Raw genomic sequence first — 15,640 nt, 5'->3', positions numbered from 1 at the left:
CGTTGAGGGACAATCGCAGGCAGTGCCGCGCCTGGAATGGCGCTCTTCGAACGTCTTTCCATCAAGTCTTCATGAAACGTACCTGGCTGCTTTTTGCCCAAGCCGTGACCGTCCTGCTCGCAGCGTACTTCGTCGTCGCGACGCTCAAGCCCGAATGGCTCAACAAGCGCTCGACCTCGCTGGGCGGCGTGGTGTCGGTCGTGCAGGCGCCCACGGGCAGCGCCGCCATCGCAGCGCCCGGCAGCCTGGCCGCGCCGGCCAAGAAGGCGTCGCCGGCGGTGGTGAGCATCAACACCAGCAAGGCGGCCCAGCGCCATCCGCGCAGCAACGATCCGTGGTTCCGCTTCTTCTTCGGCGACCAGGACGACCAGCCCCAGGTGGGCCTGGGCAGCGGCGTGATCGTCAGCACCGACGGCTACATCCTCACCAACAACCACGTGGTCGAAGGCGCCGACGAGATCGAGGTGACGCTCAACGACAGCCGCCACGCGCGCGGCAAGGTGATCGGCACCGACCCCGACACCGACCTGGCCGTGCTGAAGATCGAGCTCGACAAGCTGCCGGTGATCGTGCTGGGCGACTCCGACGCACTGCAGGTGGGCGACCAGGTGCTGGCCATCGGCAACCCCTTCGGCGTGGGCCAGACCGTGACCAGCGGCATCGTCTCGGCGCTGGGCCGCAACCAGCTCGGCATCAACAATTTCGAGAACTTCATCCAGACCGACGCGGCCATCAACCCCGGCAACTCGGGCGGCGCGCTGATCGACGTCAACGGCAACCTGCAGGGCATCAATACGGCGATCTACTCGCGCTCGGGCGGCAGCATGGGCATCGGCTTCGCGATTCCGGTGTCGATGGCCAAGATCGTGCTCGAGGGCATCGTCAAGGAAGGCCAGGTGCGCCGCGGCTGGATCGGCGTGGAGCCGAGCGACCTCTCGCCCGAGCTGGCCGAGACCTTCGGCGTGAAGGCCGACTCGGGCGTGATCATCACCGGCGTGCTGCAGAACGGCCCCGCGGCCAAGGCCGGCATCCGCCCGGGCGACGTGATCACGTCGGTGGGCGAAAAGAAGACGGACAACGTGCAGGCGCTGCTGACCGCGGTGGCCGGCCTGAAGCCGGGCAGCACCTCGCGCTTCGCGCTGCAGCGCGGCAGCGACAAGATGGAACTGGACGTGACGCCGGGCCTGCGGCCGAAGAGCCCGGTGCGGCAAGTGCCGAATGAGTAGATAGGCTCGCCCCCAGGCTGCGCGGCACTTCGTGTCCGCTTCGCCTTCCCCCTACCGGGGGCAACACCTGAGGCCCGGCTGAGCCGGTTCCTCGGTGTTCCGGGCTTTGGGATCGCCTGCGGCGATCCCATTCAGGGAATCAGCTGGATGATGCGGAGTCGGCGCTTTCTTCGTCTTCCTGCTTCTTGCCGCTGCTGGCGAAATACTTGGCGCCGATGATGCCGACTTCATACAGCAGGCACATGGGCACCGCCAGGGCCAGCTGCGACACCACGTCGGGGGGCGTAAGCACCGCGGCCACCACGAAGGCCACCACGATGAAGTAGCCGCGGAAGGACTTGAGCTTCTCGATGGTGACCATCTCGAAGCGCACCAGCAGCATCACGACGATCGGCACCTGGAAGGCGACGCCGAACGCGATGTAGAGCGAAAGAATGGCCTCCACGTAGGAGGAAATGTCGGGTGTCGCCTGCACCGCCGCGGGCGCGAAGCGCTGGATGAAGCTGAACATCTTGTCCAGCACGAAGAGCTGCACGAACGCGATGCCGGCGTAGGCCAGCAGGCTGCCGAAGAAGATCAGCGGCAGCGCGAACTTCTTTTCGTGGCTGTAGAGGCCCGGCGCCACGAACATCCACGCCTGGTACATGAGCCAGGGCAGCGCCAGCAGCACGGCCGCCATCATCAGCACCTTGAGCGGCACGAAGAACGGCGAGAACACGCCGATGGCGATGAGCTTCGCGTCGTGCGGCATGTGGGCCTTGATCGGCATGGCGATCAGGTCGATCAGCCCGCCGGGGCCCGGCCAGATGGCCAGCAGGATGCCGGCGACCACGAGCCCGTAGACACAGTAGAGCAGGCGGTCGCGAAGCTCGACCAGATGCGCCACGAACGGCTGCTCGGTGCCCGCCAGCTCGTCTTCTTTGTCTATGTTCTTGTTGTCGGAATCGGCCATTGGAAAAGAAGATAGCGTGACGTCGGCCGGCGTGCGGCGCGCTCAGAACGCGGTGTTGTGGATGCGCTAGTTGATCTTGTTGATCGTGTGCGGACGGAAGCGCGCAACGCGCGCCGCGCCCGACAGCGCCTTGGTGCGCACGCCGTTGCGCGCCTTGTACCACTGCGGCGTGGCGCCCTGCTTCAGGCGCCAGTTCTTGCGCGGGTGCTTGTACTCCGGCGGCGGTGGCGGCTCGGGTTCGGCCAGCGCCGAGAGGGTTTCGCCCGATCCGGAGAACTGCTTTTCGAAGTCGCTCGCACCGGTGTGGATGCTGTGCTCGACGTCGCGCGCCGCATCCTCCACGGTGGTCTTCATCTTGCGCAGTTCGTCCAACTCCATCGAGCGGTTGACTTCGGCCTTGACGTCGTTGACGTAGCGCTGCGCCTTGCCTAGCAAGGTGCCGACGGTGCGGGCCACGCGCGGCAGCTTCTCCGGGCCGATGACGATCAGCGCCACGACGCCGATCAGCGCCAGCTTCTCAATGCCGAGGTCGAGCACGTGCGGACCGTGCTCAGGACTTCTGGCGCGCTTCGACGTCGATCGTCGACTTGTCGCCGTTGGCCGGCTGGCCGGTCACTTGCTGGGCCGGGGCCGACGGGGCGGCGGCATCGGACGAACTGCCGTCCTTCATGCCGTCCTTGAAGCCCTTGACGGCGCCACCAAGGTCGGAACCCATGTTCCGCAGCTTCTTGGTGCCGAAGATCATGACCACGACGAGCAGCACGATCAGCCAGTGCCAGATGGAAAAAGAACCCATGGAAGACTCCTAAGAATGTGTCCGATTTTAGTCGGGCGTAATGTGACAGTTTGGCTTAATGCGGCTCAGCCGCGAAGCCATGGCCGGGGACCGCCCATGACATGGACATGGAGATGGTGAACTTCCTGCCCACCCTCGGCGCCCGTGTTGACCACGACCCGGAAGCCGCCTTCCGGATAGGGCTTGCAGCCCTGCTCCAGCGCCAGCCTGGGGGCCAGGGTCATGATCTTGCCCATGAGGGCAGCGTCGTCGGGCGTCAGCTGGGCCATGGAGGCGATGTGCTTCCTGGGCACCAGCATGAAGTGCACGGGCGCCCAGGGCGCGATGTCGTGGAAGCCGAACAGGTCTTCGTCTTCGTAGACCTTGCGCGAGGGAATCTTGCCCTCGATGATTTTGCAGAAGATGCAGTTGGGGTCGTGTGACATGTTCAGACAGCCATGGGCTTGCGTTCGCTCCAGTTCAGCCAGCCCTTGACCAGCCGATAGATCATCCACACGGCGGTGGCGAAGAGGATGGGGAAACCGACCAGGATCCAGATGGTGATGAACCCCAGGATGGACCAGCACAGCCCCCACCAGAAGGTGCGGATCTGCCAGGTGAAATGGCTCTGGTAGAGCGTGCCCGCGGCGTCCTCGCGCTTGATGTAGTTCAGCACGATGCCCACGATGCCCGTGAGGCCACCGGTGAACCACGACAGCGCATACAGCACGTAGACCGCCAGCGTGATCTGGCGCAGGCTCTCGAGCTGCTCGGGCGTCTTGCCCGAGGAGAAGTCGTCGATGGTCGTGATGTCGTTCATTCGGGGACCCCGCGTTTTTCTTCGATGCTGCGCTGCTGCACCTTGCGCAGGGCTTTTTCCTCGATGCCGCTGGTTCCCTCGCGGCGCTCCAGCTCCGCGACCACGTCGGCCGGCGAAAAACCGTAGTGCGCCAGCGCCACCATGGTGTGGAACCAAAGGTCGGCCACTTCGTTCACTATTTTCGAGCGATCGCCGCCATGGTCGGCGTCCTTGGCGGCCATCACGACCTCGGTGGCTTCCTCGCCGATCTTCTTGAGGAAGGCGTCGGGGCCCTTGTGCAGCAGGCGCGCGACATAGCTTTTCTCGGGGTCGCCGCCGCGGGCGGGAAGGCGCGTCTCGATGACGGCGGCCAGCCGGGCCAGGGCGTCGGAGGTGTTGTCGTTGCTCACGGTAGCCGTCATTTGTAGATCGACTCCGGGTCTTTCAATACGGGTTCGACCACGGTCCAGTTGCCGTTTTCGTACTTGCTGAAGAAGCAGCTGTGGCGGCCGGTGTGGCAGGCGATGCCGGGCTCGTGGCCGAGCTGGGTGACCTTGAGCAGCACCACGTCGTTGTCGCAGTCGAGGCGGATCTCGTGCACGGTCTGCACATGGCCCGATTCCTCGCCCTTGAACCACAGCTTGTTGCGCGAACGGCTGAAATACACCGCGCGGCCCAGTTCGGCGGTCTTTTCGAGCGCTTCGCGGTTCATCCACGCGAACATCAGGACGTCGTTGCTGCCCTGTTCCTGCGCGATGACTGGCACCAGGCCGTTCGCGTCCCACTTCACTTCATCGAGCCAATTCATGGAGATATTGTCGGGGATAGAAAAAGACCCTCAAAAGCTCAGCTGCGCACGGGGATTCCGCGCTCCGCCATGCGGGCCTTGGCCTGTCCGACCGTGAATTCGCCGTAGTGGAAGATGCTGGCGGCCAGCACCGCGTCGGCGCCGCCGTTCTGGATGCCGTCCGCCAGGTCGTCCAGGCTGCCCACGCCGCCGGAGGCGATGACCGGCACGCCGACCGCGTCGCTCACCGCACGGGTCAGCGCCAGGTCGAAGCCGCTCTTGGTGCCGTCGCGGTCCATGCTGGTCAGCAGGATCTCGCCGGCGCCCCGGCGGACCATCTCGGCGGCCCACTCGACGGCGTCGAGGCCGGTGTTCTTGCGCCCGCCGTGGCTGTAGACGTCCCAGCCGGCGCCGCGCGTGGCGGCTTCTTCCGGCGTGCGTCGCTTGGCATCGATGGCCACCACGATGCACTGCGAGCCGTATTTCTGCGAGGCGGCGTCGATCACGTTCGGGTCGGCGATGGCGGCCGAATTGAAGCTGGTCTTGTCGGCGCCCGCGTTGAGCAGCCGGCGCACGTCGGCCACGGTGCGAACGCCGCCGCCCACGGTCAGGGGAATGAAGACCTGCGAAGCCACGGCCTCGATGATCGGCAGGATCAGGTCGCGGCCGTCGCTGGTGGCGGTGATGTCCAGGAAGGTCAGCTCGTCGGCGCCCTGCGCGTTGTAGCGCGCCGCGATCTCGACCGGATCGCCGGCGTCGCGCAGTTCGAGGAAGTTGACGCCCTTGACGACACGGCCGCCGGTGACGTCGAGGCAGGGAATGATGCGTTTGGCAAGCATGGGGTGAACCGGAAAAGAATCAGGAAACGCAAAGCTGTTGCCAGCCCTGCCATTGGGCGCCGGGTGCCAGCAGCACCGGCTCGTCGATGCGGGCAGCCTCGACGCAGAGCATGTGGCGAAAGCCGTCTTCGGGCATGTCGGCGAGTTTCGCACCCAGCACGGCACCGGGATTCCAGACCACGGTTTCGGTGCAACTGGCGCTTTGAGAGATTTCGAGCGTGCCGGCGGGCTGCACCAGCCGCAGCGGCTTGAGCGGCGCGGCATACACGCTGTCGAATTCGGCGTCGAAATGCAACGCCGGCGCGGTTTCCACATGGCGGTCGTCGCGCAGCGAATCCCAGCGGTTGGCCCCCTGCAGCCCTTCGAGGCGCACCTGGGCGATGTCGTCGACCCGCAGGTAGGTGTGCAGCGCCGCGGCGAAGGTCCAGGGTGCATGGTCAGTGTTGAACAGCGTGAGCGCCAGGCGCAGCTTGCCGGCGGCCAGGGTGGCTTCGAGCCGTGCCTCGAAAGCGTGCGGCCAGAGCTTGCGGGTGGCTTCGCTGTCGCGCAATGTCAGCCTGAGAGTGTCAGGTGTGTCGGTGGCCTGGGTTTCCCAAGGCAGGTTGCGCATGAAACCATGCTTGGGCAGCATGCCGCGCTGGTTGAATTGCGGGCAACATATCGGCACGCCGCCGCGGATGGCCGCCTGCCCGTCGAATATGGCGCGCGGGCTCAGGTAAAGCCTTTCCACCCCGTCGGCCGTGATCCAGGAGAGCACTTGCGCGCCGTGCAGCGCCACGGTGAGGCTGCTGCCGTCGGCGCCACGGGCGCATACGGCGGGCTGGCCGCGAAACTCGATCGAGCTGATTTCCATGCAAGGAATTGTAGGCAGCACCAGCCGCAAGGCCGCCGCATGGAATTGGGCCCCTGGAGCCATTGCGTGCCATGGGGCTTCTTCGATACCCTGTGGCCGAAGAAATACTCATACACGACAAAAGGGGATACGCATGAAAAAGAAGCTGCCGATGGCTGCCTGGATCCTGATCGCCATGGTGCTCGGTATCCTCGTGGGCTACATGATCTTCACGAGCTTTCCGGACAAGAAGGCCGCGAAGGAAATTGCCGACTACGTCTCCATCGTCTCGGACGTGTTCCTGCGCCTCATCAAGATGCTGATCGGGCCGCTGGTGTTTTCCACGCTGGTGGTGGGCATCGCGCACATGGGCGACGCCAAGTCGGTCGGCCGCGTCTTCGGCAAGGCCATCGGATGGTTCCTGACCGCGTCGCTGGTCTCGCTGGTGATCGGCCTGGTCATGGCCAACCTGCTCAAGCCCGGCGAGAACCTGGGCCTGCCGCTGCCCGACATCGGCGCCTCGGCCAACCTCGCGACCTCCAAGTTCACGCTGAAGGACTTCGTGAGCCACACGGTGCCCAAGTCCTTCGTCGAGGCCATGGCCAACAACGAGATCCTGCAGATCGTGGTGTTCTCGATGTTCTTCGGCGTGGCGCTCGCCTCGCTGGGCGACAAGGCAAAGACGCTGGTGGCGGCCATCGAGGAGCTGTCGCACGCCATGCTCAAGATCACCGGCTACGTCATGAAGCTCGCGCCGCTCGCGGTGCTGGCGGCCATGGCCGCCACGGTGGCGGTGAACGGGCTGGGCATCCTGCTGAAGTTCGCGGTGTTCATGGGCGACTTCTACCTGGGCCTGTTCGTGCTGTGGGGCGTGCTGACGCTGGCGGGCTTCCTGTTCCTGGGCCCTCGGGTGTTCAAGCTGCTGGTGCTCATCAAGGAAGCCTTCCTGCTGTCCTTTGCCACCGCGAGCTCCGAGGCGGCCTATCCGAAGATCCTGCAGGCGCTCGACCGCTTCGGCGTCAAGCGCAAGATCTCCAGCTTCGTGATGCCGATGGGCTATTCGTTCAACCTCGACGGCTCGATGATGTACTGCACCTTCGCCGTGCTGTTCATCGCCCAGGCCTACGACATCCACATGCCGATCAGCACGCAGGTCACGATGCTGCTGATCCTGATGCTCACCTCCAAGGGCATGGCGGGCGTGCCGCGCGCCTCGCTGGTGGTGATTGCCGCCACCCTGAACCATTTCGACATTCCGGAGGCAGGCCTGCTGCTGATCCTGGGCGTGGACACCTTCCTCGACATGGGCCGCTCGGCCACCAACGCGGTGGGCAATTCCATCGCCACGGCCGTGGTCGCCAAGTGGGAAGGCGAACTGCTCTCCGAGAGCGACGCCGAGATCAACGCCAAGGCGCTCGACGAGGAGGCCAGCGCCACCCTCGCCCACCCGGCGCACGCATGAGCCGTTACGCCATGAAACGCATCGGCATGCTGTTCGCGGCCGTGGCGCTGGCCGCGGCGGCTGTTGCCGCCCAGGCGCAGGAACTCACCGGCACGCTGGCCAAGGTGCGCGCCAGCGGCACCATCGCCATCGGCTACCGCGAGTCGTCGGTGCCGTTCTCGTTCCTCAACACGCGCAAGGAACCCATCGGCTATTCGATCGAGCTGTGCCGCTCGCTGGTGAGCGCCATCGAGGACGCGGTGGACAAGAGCCTGGCCATCAAGTGGGTGCCCGTCACCTCTGATTCGCGCATCGACGCGGTCGTGAACGGCCAGGTCGACCTGGAGTGCGGCTCGACCACCAACAACCTCGAACGCCAGAAGCGGGTGAGCTTCTCGCCGACGATGTTCGTCTCCGGCACCAAGGTGCTGGTGCGCAAGGGCTCGCCGATCAAGTCGTTCCGCGACCTCGCCGGCAAGAAGGTGGCGGTGACGGCCGGCACCACCAACGAGAAGACGCTGCGCGACCTGTCGGCCAAGTTCAAGCTCGGCATCGACCTGCTGGTGGCGCGCGACCATGCGGAATCGTTCGGGCTCGTGAAGAGCGGGCAGGCCGATGCCTTCGCGACCGACGACGTGCTGCTCTACGGCCTGATCGCGCAGGACGCCGCCAGGGCCAGCTACGAGGTGGTCGGCGACTTCCTCTCCTACGACCCCTACGGGATCATGTACCGCAAGGACGATCCGCAGCTGAACAAGGTCGTCGTCGACGCCTTCCAGGTGCTGGCGGAAGACGGCGAGATCGAGCGGCAGTACAAGCGCTGGTTCCTGCGCAAGCTGCCGACCGGGGAAAGCATCGACCTGCCGATGAGCGCGCAGCTGCAGACGATCATCCAGACGATGTCGGTGAAGGCCGAGTAAGCCTTCGCCCGGCGGCCGCCGTCAGCGGGCCGGCCACTCCCAGCGCGGGATCTCGCTCATGTCGAGGTTGGCGATGCGCGTCTCGCCGAACCGTTTCTCCAGCACCACCGGCTGCACGCCGTCGCTCTCCTCCAGCGCGGCAATCAGCCGCGCGGCGTGCGACACCACGATCACCTGCGAGCCGCGCGCGGCCTGCGCGATGAGCCGGCCGAGGGCTGGAAGCAAGTCGGGGTGCAGGCTGGTCTCGGGCTCGTTGAGCACCAGCAGCGCGGGCGGACGCGGCGTGAGCAGCGCCGCGATCCACAGCAGGTAGCGCAGCGTGCCGTCGGACAGTTCGGCGGCCGTCAGGGGCCTGAGCAGGCCGTGCTGATGCATCAGCGTCTCGAAGCGGTCGCCGGAGGCGCGCACCTCCACGCGGGCACCCGGAAAAGCGTCTTCCACCGCGCGGTCGAGCGCTTCGCCGTCGCCGATCTCGCGGATGGTCTGCAGCGCCGCGGCCAGGTCGGCGCCGTCGTTGGCCAGCACCGGCGTGCGGGTGCCCAGCTGCGGCTGGCGCGCGGGTGCCTCGGCGTCGGAGCGGAAGTGGTCGTAGAAGCGCCAGGAGCGCATCTGCTCGCGCAGCGTGAGCATCTCGGGCGCGTCGCGCGGGTCGGCGTGCTCGGTCATCATGCTGGCGAAGGCCGGGATCGGCCGGCCGACGGCCTGCCAGCCCTTGCCTTCGCGCAGGCGCAGCGCCGCGCCCTTGCGGTCGACCAGTTGCGTCGACAGCCGCAGCAGCGGGCCGCTCCAGATGGCCTCGTGCTTGATTTCAGGGTCGTGCGAGAAGGCCGTCGACGGCACCGGCGGCGGCAGGCCGATGTCGATGGCGTAGCCGAAGTCTTCGGCCGTGGTGCCGGCAAAGCCGAGCTTGAGCGCGACCGGCTCGCTGCTCGTGGTGCCCTGCACCGGCAGTTCCCCGCGCAGCATGGCGGCCGAGAAGCGCTCCGGCCCCGCCCACAGCGTGGAAGACAGCCCGCCTTCGCGCACCAGCGAGCGGATCACCCCGCCGTTGGCGATGTCGGCCAAGAGCCGCATCGCCCGGTACACGCTCGACTTGCCGCTGCCGTTGGCCCCGGTCACGACCGTGAGCCGGCCCAGCGGCACCGTCAGTTGCCGCAGCGAGCGGTAATTGGCGATGGCGAGCGCGGAAAGCACGCGCTGCGCGGCGAAAGCGTCAGGCGGCCAGTTCGTCCGCGCGGGCCTGCGCGGCGGCGAAGTCGAGATCGCCCGAATAGATGGCGCGGCCGCAGATCACGCCCTCGACGCCATCGGACTCGACCGCGCAGAGCTTGTCGATGTCGGCCATGTTCGACAGGCCGCCAGAGGCGATCACCGGAATGGTCAGCGCCTGCGCCAGCTTGACGGTGGCCTCGATGTTGATGCCCGAGAGCATGCCGTCGCGGCCGATGTCGGTGTAGATGATCGACTCGACGCCGTAGTCCTCGAACTTCTTGCCCAGGTCGGCCACCTCGTGGCCCGTGAGCTTGCTCCAGCCGTCGGTGGCGACCTTGCCGTCCTTGGCGTCCAGGCCCACGATGATGTGGCCGCCGAAGGCGCTGCAGGCATCTTTCAGGAAGCCCGGGTTCTTGACCGCGGCGGTGCCGATGATCACGTAGCGCAGGCCGTCGTCGATGTAGCGCTCGATGGTGTCGAGGTCGCGGATGCCGCCGCCGAGCTGCACCGGGATGTCGTCGCCCACTTCTTTCAGGATCGCCTTGATCGCCGCGTGGTTCTGCGGCTTGCCCGCGAAGGCGCCGTTCAGATCGACCAGGTGCAGCCGCCGCGCGCCGGCCTCGACCCATTTGCGGGCCATGGCAGCGGGGTCTTCGCTGAAGATGGTGGACTGGTCCATGTCGCCCTGTTTGAGGCGAACGCAGTGGCCGTCTTTGAGATCAATGGCGGGAATGAGGAGCATGGTGCCGGTCAGCAGGAGCGAGGGTTCAAGAAAAGAGAGCGGAATTTTTCAAGGACACCACGGACCGGCTTGGCCGGGCCGTTGGTGTCGCCCCCGGCAGGGGGTTGGCGAAGCGGACACGAAGTGCCGCACAGCCTGGGGGCGAGCAACATGTCATGGATTCCAGTGGAGGAAGTTTCGGTAGAGCTGAAGCCCGTGGTCCGCACTCTTCTCCGGGTGGAACTGGGTTGCAAAAATGTTATCGCGTGCAATGGCTGCGGTAAAGCTCGCGCCGTAGTCGGCCTCGCCGACGCTGTGCACGGCGTCGGCCGGACGGGCGTAGAAGCTGTGCACGAAGTAGAAGTAGCTCAGGTCGGGAATACCCGCCCACACCGCATGCGGGCGGGCCTGGCGAACTTGGTTCCAGCCCATCTGCGGCACCTTGAAGCGGCTGCCGTCGGCCTGCAGCCGCCCGGCCAGGTCGAACTTGACGACCTCGCCCGGTATGAGGCCGAGGCCGTCGGTCGGGCCCTCGTCGCTGCGCGACAGCATCATCTGCATGCCCACGCACACGCCGAACAGCGGCTTGCTGGCCGCCGCCTCGAGCACCGATTCCTGCAGGCCGGAGTCGCGCAGCTCGCGCATGCAGTCGGGCATGGCGCCCTGCCCCGGCAGCACCACGCGGGTGGCCTTGCGTACCACGTCGGGGTCGGAGGTGACGAACACCTCCACGCCCACCTGGTCGGCCGCATGGCGCACGGCCTGCGACACGGAGTGCAGGTTGCCCATGCCGTAGTCGACGACGGCGACGGTATTTGCTACAGATTTCATAGCTGATGGCCGAACGCGTTCAGAGCGAGCCCTTGGTCGAGGGAATGACGCCGGCGGAACGCGGGTCGAGCTCCAGCGCGCCGCGCATGGCGCGCGCGAAGGCCTTGAACACGGTCTCGCACTGGTGATGCGCATTGACGCCCTTGAGGTTGTCGATGTGCAGCGTGACGAAGGCGTGGTTCACGAAGCCCTGGAAGAACTCGTAGGTGAGCTGGCTGTCGAAGGTGCCGATCATGCCGCTGGTGAAGGGCACGTGCATCACCAAGCCGGGGCGGCCCGAGAAGTCGATGACGACGCGGCTCAGGGCTTCGTCGAGCGGCACGTAGGCGTGGCCGTAGCGGCGGATGCCCTTCTTGTCGCCGATGGCCTTGGCCACGGCCTGGCCCAGCGTGATGCCGACGTCTTCCACCGTGTGGTGGCCGTCGATGTGCAGGTCGCCCTGGCAGTCGATGTCGAGGTCGATCAGCCCGTGGCGGGCGATCTGGTCGAGCATGTGGTCGAAGAAGCCGATGCCGGTGGAGAGCTTGGCGCGGCCGGTGCCGTCGAGGTTGACGCTGACGGTGATCTTCGTTTCGGCGGTGTTGCGGGTGACGGACGCGATGCGGTCGCCGCTGTCCTGGCTGGTGGGGGTGGTCATAGTGAGGCTTCGAGCGCCGCGAGCATCCGCGCGTTCTCGTCGGCCGTTCCGACGGTGAGGCGCAGGCAGTTTGCGAGCAGTTCGTGCATTTTAGAAACGTTCTTCACCAGAACCCCGCGAGCCTTCATGCCTTCGAAGGTCTTGGCCGCGTCGGGCACGCGCAGCAGGATCATGTTGGCGTCGCTGGGCCAGGTCCTGACGCCCGGCAGGCGGCCGAGCCCCGTCATGAGGCGCTCGCGCTCCTCTCGGATCTGGCGGGCCTGGGCCTCGAACACCTCGGCGTGCTCCAGCGCGAACAGCGCGCACTCGCAGTTGAGCACGCTGATGTTGTAGGGCGGGCGCACCTTGTCGATCTCGGCGACCAGCGCCGCCGGCCCCATGAGGTAGCCCAGCCGGATGCCGGCCAGGCCGAACTTGCTGAGGGTGCGCATCAGCAGCACGTGGCCGTGCTTCGCCAGGCGGTCGATGTAGCTGCGGGCGGCGAAGGGCTGGTAGGCCTCGTCGATCACCACCAGGCCGCCCTGCGCGCCCTGGGCCTCGACGACTCTCTCCAGGACGGCGTCGTTCCAGAGATTGGCGGTCGGGTTGTTCGGGTAGGCCAGGTAGACGATGGCGGGCTTTTCTCGCGCGATGGCGGCCAGCATGGCGGCCTCGTCGAGCTCGAAGTCGGCCGTGAGCGGCACGCCGGCGAACTTCAGGCCCTGCAGCTGCGCGCTCATGGCATACATGACGAAGCCGGGCAGCGGCGCCAGCACCGTCGCGCCGGGCAGGTCGCAGGCAATGGCCAGCAGCGAGATCAGCTCGTCCGAGCCGTTGCCCAGCATCAGCGCGAAGCCTTCGGGCATCTGCGCGTGGGCCGCCAGCGCGCGCCGCAGATCGGCGCCGCGGTCGCCGGGATAGCGGTTGAGCGCCAGCGCGCCGAGCCGCGCGCCCAGCTCGGCCTGCAGCGCGGGCGGCAGGCCGAAGGGGTTTTCCATTGCGTCGAGCTTGACGAGGCCGCGCGCGTCCTGAACCGCGTAGGCATGCATGGACCGCACGTCGCTGCGGATGCGGTCGAGCGGCGGGCGGGCGGATTCGGGAGCGGTCATTTGGTGCAGCGGTAGCTGTTCTTCAGGGCGCCGGCCATGACCAGTTGCACTGGCATGTCGGCTTCGTAACTGTCGGCGTTGCGGGTGAGCTCGGTCTGGTAGAGCGAGCGGGCCATGGAAGGCTCGAGGCGGCGCCCCTCGACGCAGAACACGGGCTTGAGCCCATTGCGCTGCGACGATTCGACGCCTTCGCGCAGGCCCTCCAGCACACCCACGAGGTAGTAGCCGGCGTAGGCCTTGCCGTCTTTCTCGGTGGCCTCGAGCGTGCGCAGTTCGCGGATGCTCATGGCCTGGGCGCAGGCGGCCGTGGCCAGCGCGATCAGCAGGAAGGCGGCACGTTTCATGGCGTCACTGGCGATAGCGCGGCGGCGGCGCGTAGCTGCCGTCGGCCGGGAAGGCGCTGGGCTGCTGCTGCGGCGATGCGTCGCGGCGCTGGCGGCGCGGCACGTCGCGCTGTTCCAGCTCGAACAGCGCGGCGCCGATCACGCCGATGTTGCGCACGTCGCCGGCTTCCGTGTTGGCGGCATAGGCGCGCCCCGGCGTGACGAAGCGGAAGGCGGCGACCTCGCTCTCGCTCTTGCGGAAGCCCTCGATGGTCAGCGCCTGCATCGGGCCCAGCACGTAGCCGCCGTTGCGCAGGCTGCCGGGCCTGCCGTTGAGCACGTCCAAGCCGTCGACCGTGGCGATCACCTCGTAGCTGCGCTCGCTGAGGTTGCGAAAGCGCAGCGTGTAGCGCGATCCCTCGACACCCGCCAGGCGGAACATGTCGTCGCCGCCGCTGCCCCGGCGCGCGCGCTGCAGCGGCAGCGGGCTGCCGGTCTCGTCGAGCACCGACCATTCGACGTCGCCGTCGGCCAGCAGCAGGTTCAGGCGGCGCTCGGGGTTGCTGCCCACCGCCCGGCGCACGGCACCTGCTTCGTTGTAGCCCAGCGAGGCCGTGTCGTCCGGCTGCGCGGACAGGCGCTTGGCGACGACCGTGCGGGTCTTCGATTCCAGGCCCTCGCCCCACTGCGTGCCGAGCCGCGGCGCGGTCGCCGCGGCGGGAGCGGCGCTGTTGGTGGTGACCGCCTGCGGCATCTGGCTGCAGGCGGCAAGCAATGCCGCGCCGGCGACGAGGCCGGTAGCGAACTTGAAAAGACGCGAACGATGGAGACGATCAATCATCTTGCTGGCTCCTCCCTGGGGGGTCATGGAGCCTCAGATCTTACGCAGGCGCATGCGCGCGGCCTCTGCGTGCGCCTGCAGGCCCTCGCCCTCGGCCAGCGTGACGGCGACGGGGCCGAGCACCTGGGCGCCGGCTTCGCTGACCTCGATCAGGCTGGAGCGCTTCTGGAAGTCGTACACGCCCAGCGGGCTGGAGAAGCGCGCCGTGCCGCTGGTGGGCAGCACGTGGTTGGGACCGGCGCAGTAGTCGCCCAGGCTTTCGCTGGTGAAGGCACCGAGGAAGATCGCGCCGGCGTGGCGCAGCAGCGGCTCCCACCGGTTGGGCTCGCTGCTGCTCACTTCGAGGTGCTCGGGGGCGATGCGGTTGCTGATCTCGCAGGCCTCTTCCATGCTCTTCGTGTGGATCAGTGCGCCGCGGCCGTTGAGCGAAGCGGCGATGATTTCCGCGCGCGGCATGGCGGGCAGCAGGCGGTCGATCTCGGCCTGCACGCGGTCGATGTAGGCCGCGTCGGGGCACAGCAGGATGCTCTGGGCGAGTTCGTCGTGCTCGGCCTGGCTGAACAGGTCCATGGCCACCCAGTCGGGCGGCGTGCTGCCGTCGGCCAGCACCAGGATCTCGCTCGGGCCGGCGATCATGTCGATGCCCACGGTGCCGAACACGCGGCGCTTGGCGGCGGCCACGTAGGCGTTGCCGGGGCCGGTGATCTTGTCGACGGCGGGAACGGTGGCGGTGCCGTAGGCCAGCGCGGCCACGGCCTGGGCGCCGCCGATGGTGAAAGCGCGCGTCACGCCTGCCACGTAGGCGGCGGCGAGCACCAGCACGTTGCGCTCGCCTTTCGTCGACGATTCGCCGCCGGAGCCGCCGGTCGCAACGCTGCCCTTCACAGGCGTCGGCACGACCATGATGATTTCGCCGACGCCGGCCACATGCGCCGGGATCGCGTTCATCAGCAGGCTGGACGGATAGGCCGCCTTGCCGCCGGGCACGTAGATGCCGACGCGGTCCAGCGGCGTGACCTTCTGGCCCAGCAGCGTGCCGTCCACGTCGCGATAGCTCCAGCTTTCGCCGCTGGCCTTCTTCTGCGCCTCGTGATAGCTGCGCACACGGTCGGCCGCGGCTTGCAGCGCAGCGCGCTGGTCTTCAGGCAGCGAATCGAAGGCTTCCTTGAAATCGGCTTGCGTCAGCTCGAGCTCCGACACGGCAGCCGCGCCGAGCCCGTCGAAGCGGCGGGTGTACTCCAGCACCGCCTCGTCGCCCCGCTTCTGCACGTCGGCCAGGATGTCGGCCACGACCTTCTCGATGGCCGCGTCGTCGTCCGCGGACCAATGCAGCCGCGCCTTGAATTCAGCGTCGAAGCTGGCTGAAGTCGTGGACAGTCGGGCGGGGGCTGCTTTCAGAGTCATGGGCGTGGGTTT

Annotated in this window: 20 protein-coding genes; 3 read left to right on the top strand and 17 right to left on the bottom strand. The window is 67.1% G+C overall.

What is annotated here, in order from left to right:
- Positions 1-71: 71 nt before the first annotated feature.
- Positions 72-1,226, top strand: coding sequence for a S1C family serine protease (locus WIX39_RS10105; RefSeq protein ID WP_081266430.1), 1,155 nt, complete (start codon positions 72-74; stop codon positions 1,224-1,226).
- 139 nt (positions 1,227-1,365) lie between these two features.
- On the opposite strand, the gene tatC is transcribed toward WIX39_RS10105, so the two are convergent.
- From tatC to WIX39_RS10060, 9 genes are all read right to left on the bottom strand, one after another.
- Entirely contained in the window at positions 1,366-2,178 is an 813-nt protein-coding gene (tatC, locus tag WIX39_RS10100) for a twin-arginine translocase subunit TatC (protein ID WP_081266431.1), read from the bottom strand.
- Positions 2,179-2,244: 66 nt separating this feature from the next.
- Positions 2,245-2,715, bottom strand: a complete 471-nt coding sequence (gene tatB, locus WIX39_RS10095; RefSeq protein WP_081266432.1) for a Sec-independent protein translocase protein TatB — start codon at positions 2,713-2,715, stop codon at positions 2,245-2,247.
- Positions 2,716-2,728: 13 nt separating this feature from the next.
- Positions 2,729-2,974: a Sec-independent protein translocase subunit TatA gene (gene tatA / locus WIX39_RS10090; RefSeq protein WP_106935533.1), complete on the bottom strand. Its 246-nt coding sequence runs from the start codon at positions 2,972-2,974 to the stop codon at positions 2,729-2,731.
- A 65-nt stretch (positions 2,975-3,039) separates the two neighbouring features.
- A complete protein-coding gene (locus WIX39_RS10085) occupies positions 3,040-3,399 on the bottom strand; it encodes a histidine triad nucleotide-binding protein (RefSeq protein ID WP_409194998.1) in 360 nt (119 codons plus the stop codon).
- Positions 3,400-3,401: 2 nt separating this feature from the next.
- Entirely contained in the window at positions 3,402-3,773 is a 372-nt protein-coding gene (locus WIX39_RS10080; RefSeq protein WP_081266435.1) for a DUF4870 family protein, read from the bottom strand.
- Positions 3,770-4,174, bottom strand: a complete 405-nt coding sequence (locus WIX39_RS10075; protein WP_409194997.1) for a phosphoribosyl-ATP diphosphatase — start codon at positions 4,172-4,174, stop codon at positions 3,770-3,772. Before WIX39_RS10075 ends, WIX39_RS10080 begins: the two co-directional genes overlap by 4 nt.
- Entirely contained in the window at positions 4,171-4,560 is a 390-nt protein-coding gene (gene hisI / locus WIX39_RS10070; RefSeq protein WP_081266437.1) for a phosphoribosyl-AMP cyclohydrolase, read from the bottom strand. The genes WIX39_RS10075 and hisI overlap by 4 nt, the downstream gene beginning before the upstream one ends.
- A gap of 38 nt (positions 4,561-4,598) precedes the next feature.
- Positions 4,599-5,378: an imidazole glycerol phosphate synthase subunit HisF gene (gene hisF, locus WIX39_RS10065; protein ID WP_081266438.1), complete on the bottom strand. Its 780-nt coding sequence runs from the start codon at positions 5,376-5,378 to the stop codon at positions 4,599-4,601.
- Between the two features lie 19 nt (positions 5,379-5,397).
- Positions 5,398-6,231, bottom strand: a complete 834-nt coding sequence (locus tag WIX39_RS10060; protein WP_409194996.1) for a D-hexose-6-phosphate mutarotase — start codon at positions 6,229-6,231, stop codon at positions 5,398-5,400.
- Positions 6,232-6,364: 133 nt separating this feature from the next.
- Between WIX39_RS10060 and WIX39_RS10055 the strand changes: the two genes are divergently transcribed.
- Together WIX39_RS10055 and WIX39_RS10050 are read left to right on the top strand one after the other, a co-directional pair.
- On the top strand, positions 6,365-7,672 hold the full coding sequence (locus WIX39_RS10055; RefSeq protein ID WP_081266440.1) for a dicarboxylate/amino acid:cation symporter: 1,308 nt from the start codon (positions 6,365-6,367) through the stop codon (positions 7,670-7,672).
- 11 nt (positions 7,673-7,683) lie between these two features.
- Positions 7,684-8,571 carry an amino acid ABC transporter substrate-binding protein gene (locus tag WIX39_RS10050; RefSeq protein WP_409194995.1) on the top strand — a complete coding sequence of 296 codons (888 nt, stop codon included), beginning with the start codon at positions 7,684-7,686 and terminating at the stop codon, positions 8,569-8,571.
- Positions 8,572-8,592: 21 nt separating this feature from the next.
- Here the strand turns inward: WIX39_RS10050 and WIX39_RS10045 are convergent, their stop codons facing one another.
- The 8 genes from WIX39_RS10045 to hisD all read right to left on the bottom strand — a co-directional run bounded on the left by WIX39_RS10045 (position 8,593) and on the right by hisD (position 15,628).
- On the bottom strand, positions 8,593-9,765 hold the full coding sequence (locus WIX39_RS10045) for an AAA family ATPase (RefSeq protein ID WP_409194994.1): 1,173 nt from the start codon (positions 9,763-9,765) through the stop codon (positions 8,593-8,595).
- A 19-nt stretch (positions 9,766-9,784) separates the two neighbouring features.
- Entirely contained in the window at positions 9,785-10,525 is a 741-nt protein-coding gene (hisA, locus tag WIX39_RS10040; RefSeq protein WP_106935539.1) for a 1-(5-phosphoribosyl)-5-[(5-phosphoribosylamino)methylideneamino]imidazole-4-carboxamide isomerase, read from the bottom strand.
- Between the two features lie 153 nt (positions 10,526-10,678).
- Complete coding sequence (gene hisH / locus WIX39_RS10035) at positions 10,679-11,335, bottom strand: imidazole glycerol phosphate synthase subunit HisH (protein WP_081266444.1); 657 nt, start codon at positions 11,333-11,335, stop codon at positions 10,679-10,681.
- 19 nt (positions 11,336-11,354) lie between these two features.
- A complete protein-coding gene (hisB, locus tag WIX39_RS10030) occupies positions 11,355-11,972 on the bottom strand; it encodes an imidazoleglycerol-phosphate dehydratase HisB (protein WP_081266445.1) in 618 nt (205 codons plus the stop codon).
- On the bottom strand, positions 11,969-13,060 hold the full coding sequence (hisC, locus tag WIX39_RS10025; RefSeq protein WP_106935540.1) for a histidinol-phosphate transaminase: 1,092 nt from the start codon (positions 13,058-13,060) through the stop codon (positions 11,969-11,971). Before hisC ends, hisB begins: the two co-directional genes overlap by 4 nt.
- Positions 13,057-13,404, bottom strand: coding sequence for a hypothetical protein (locus WIX39_RS10020; protein WP_081266447.1), 348 nt, complete (start codon positions 13,402-13,404; stop codon positions 13,057-13,059). Before WIX39_RS10020 ends, hisC begins: the two co-directional genes overlap by 4 nt.
- A 4-nt stretch (positions 13,405-13,408) precedes the next feature.
- On the bottom strand, positions 13,409-14,224 hold the full coding sequence (locus tag WIX39_RS10015; RefSeq protein WP_409194993.1) for a hypothetical protein: 816 nt from the start codon (positions 14,222-14,224) through the stop codon (positions 13,409-13,411).
- Positions 14,225-14,257: 33 nt separating this feature from the next.
- Entirely contained in the window at positions 14,258-15,628 is a 1,371-nt protein-coding gene (hisD, locus tag WIX39_RS10010; RefSeq protein ID WP_106935542.1) for a histidinol dehydrogenase, read from the bottom strand.
- Positions 15,629-15,640 lie beyond the last annotated feature (12 nt).

Source organism: Variovorax sp. AB1(2024), from assembly GCF_037482385.2.
GTDB lineage: Bacteria > Pseudomonadota > Gammaproteobacteria > Burkholderiales > Burkholderiaceae_C > Variovorax.
Note: the sequence above shows the minus strand (reverse complement) of the source record. Positions and strands in the feature narration are given on the sequence as shown.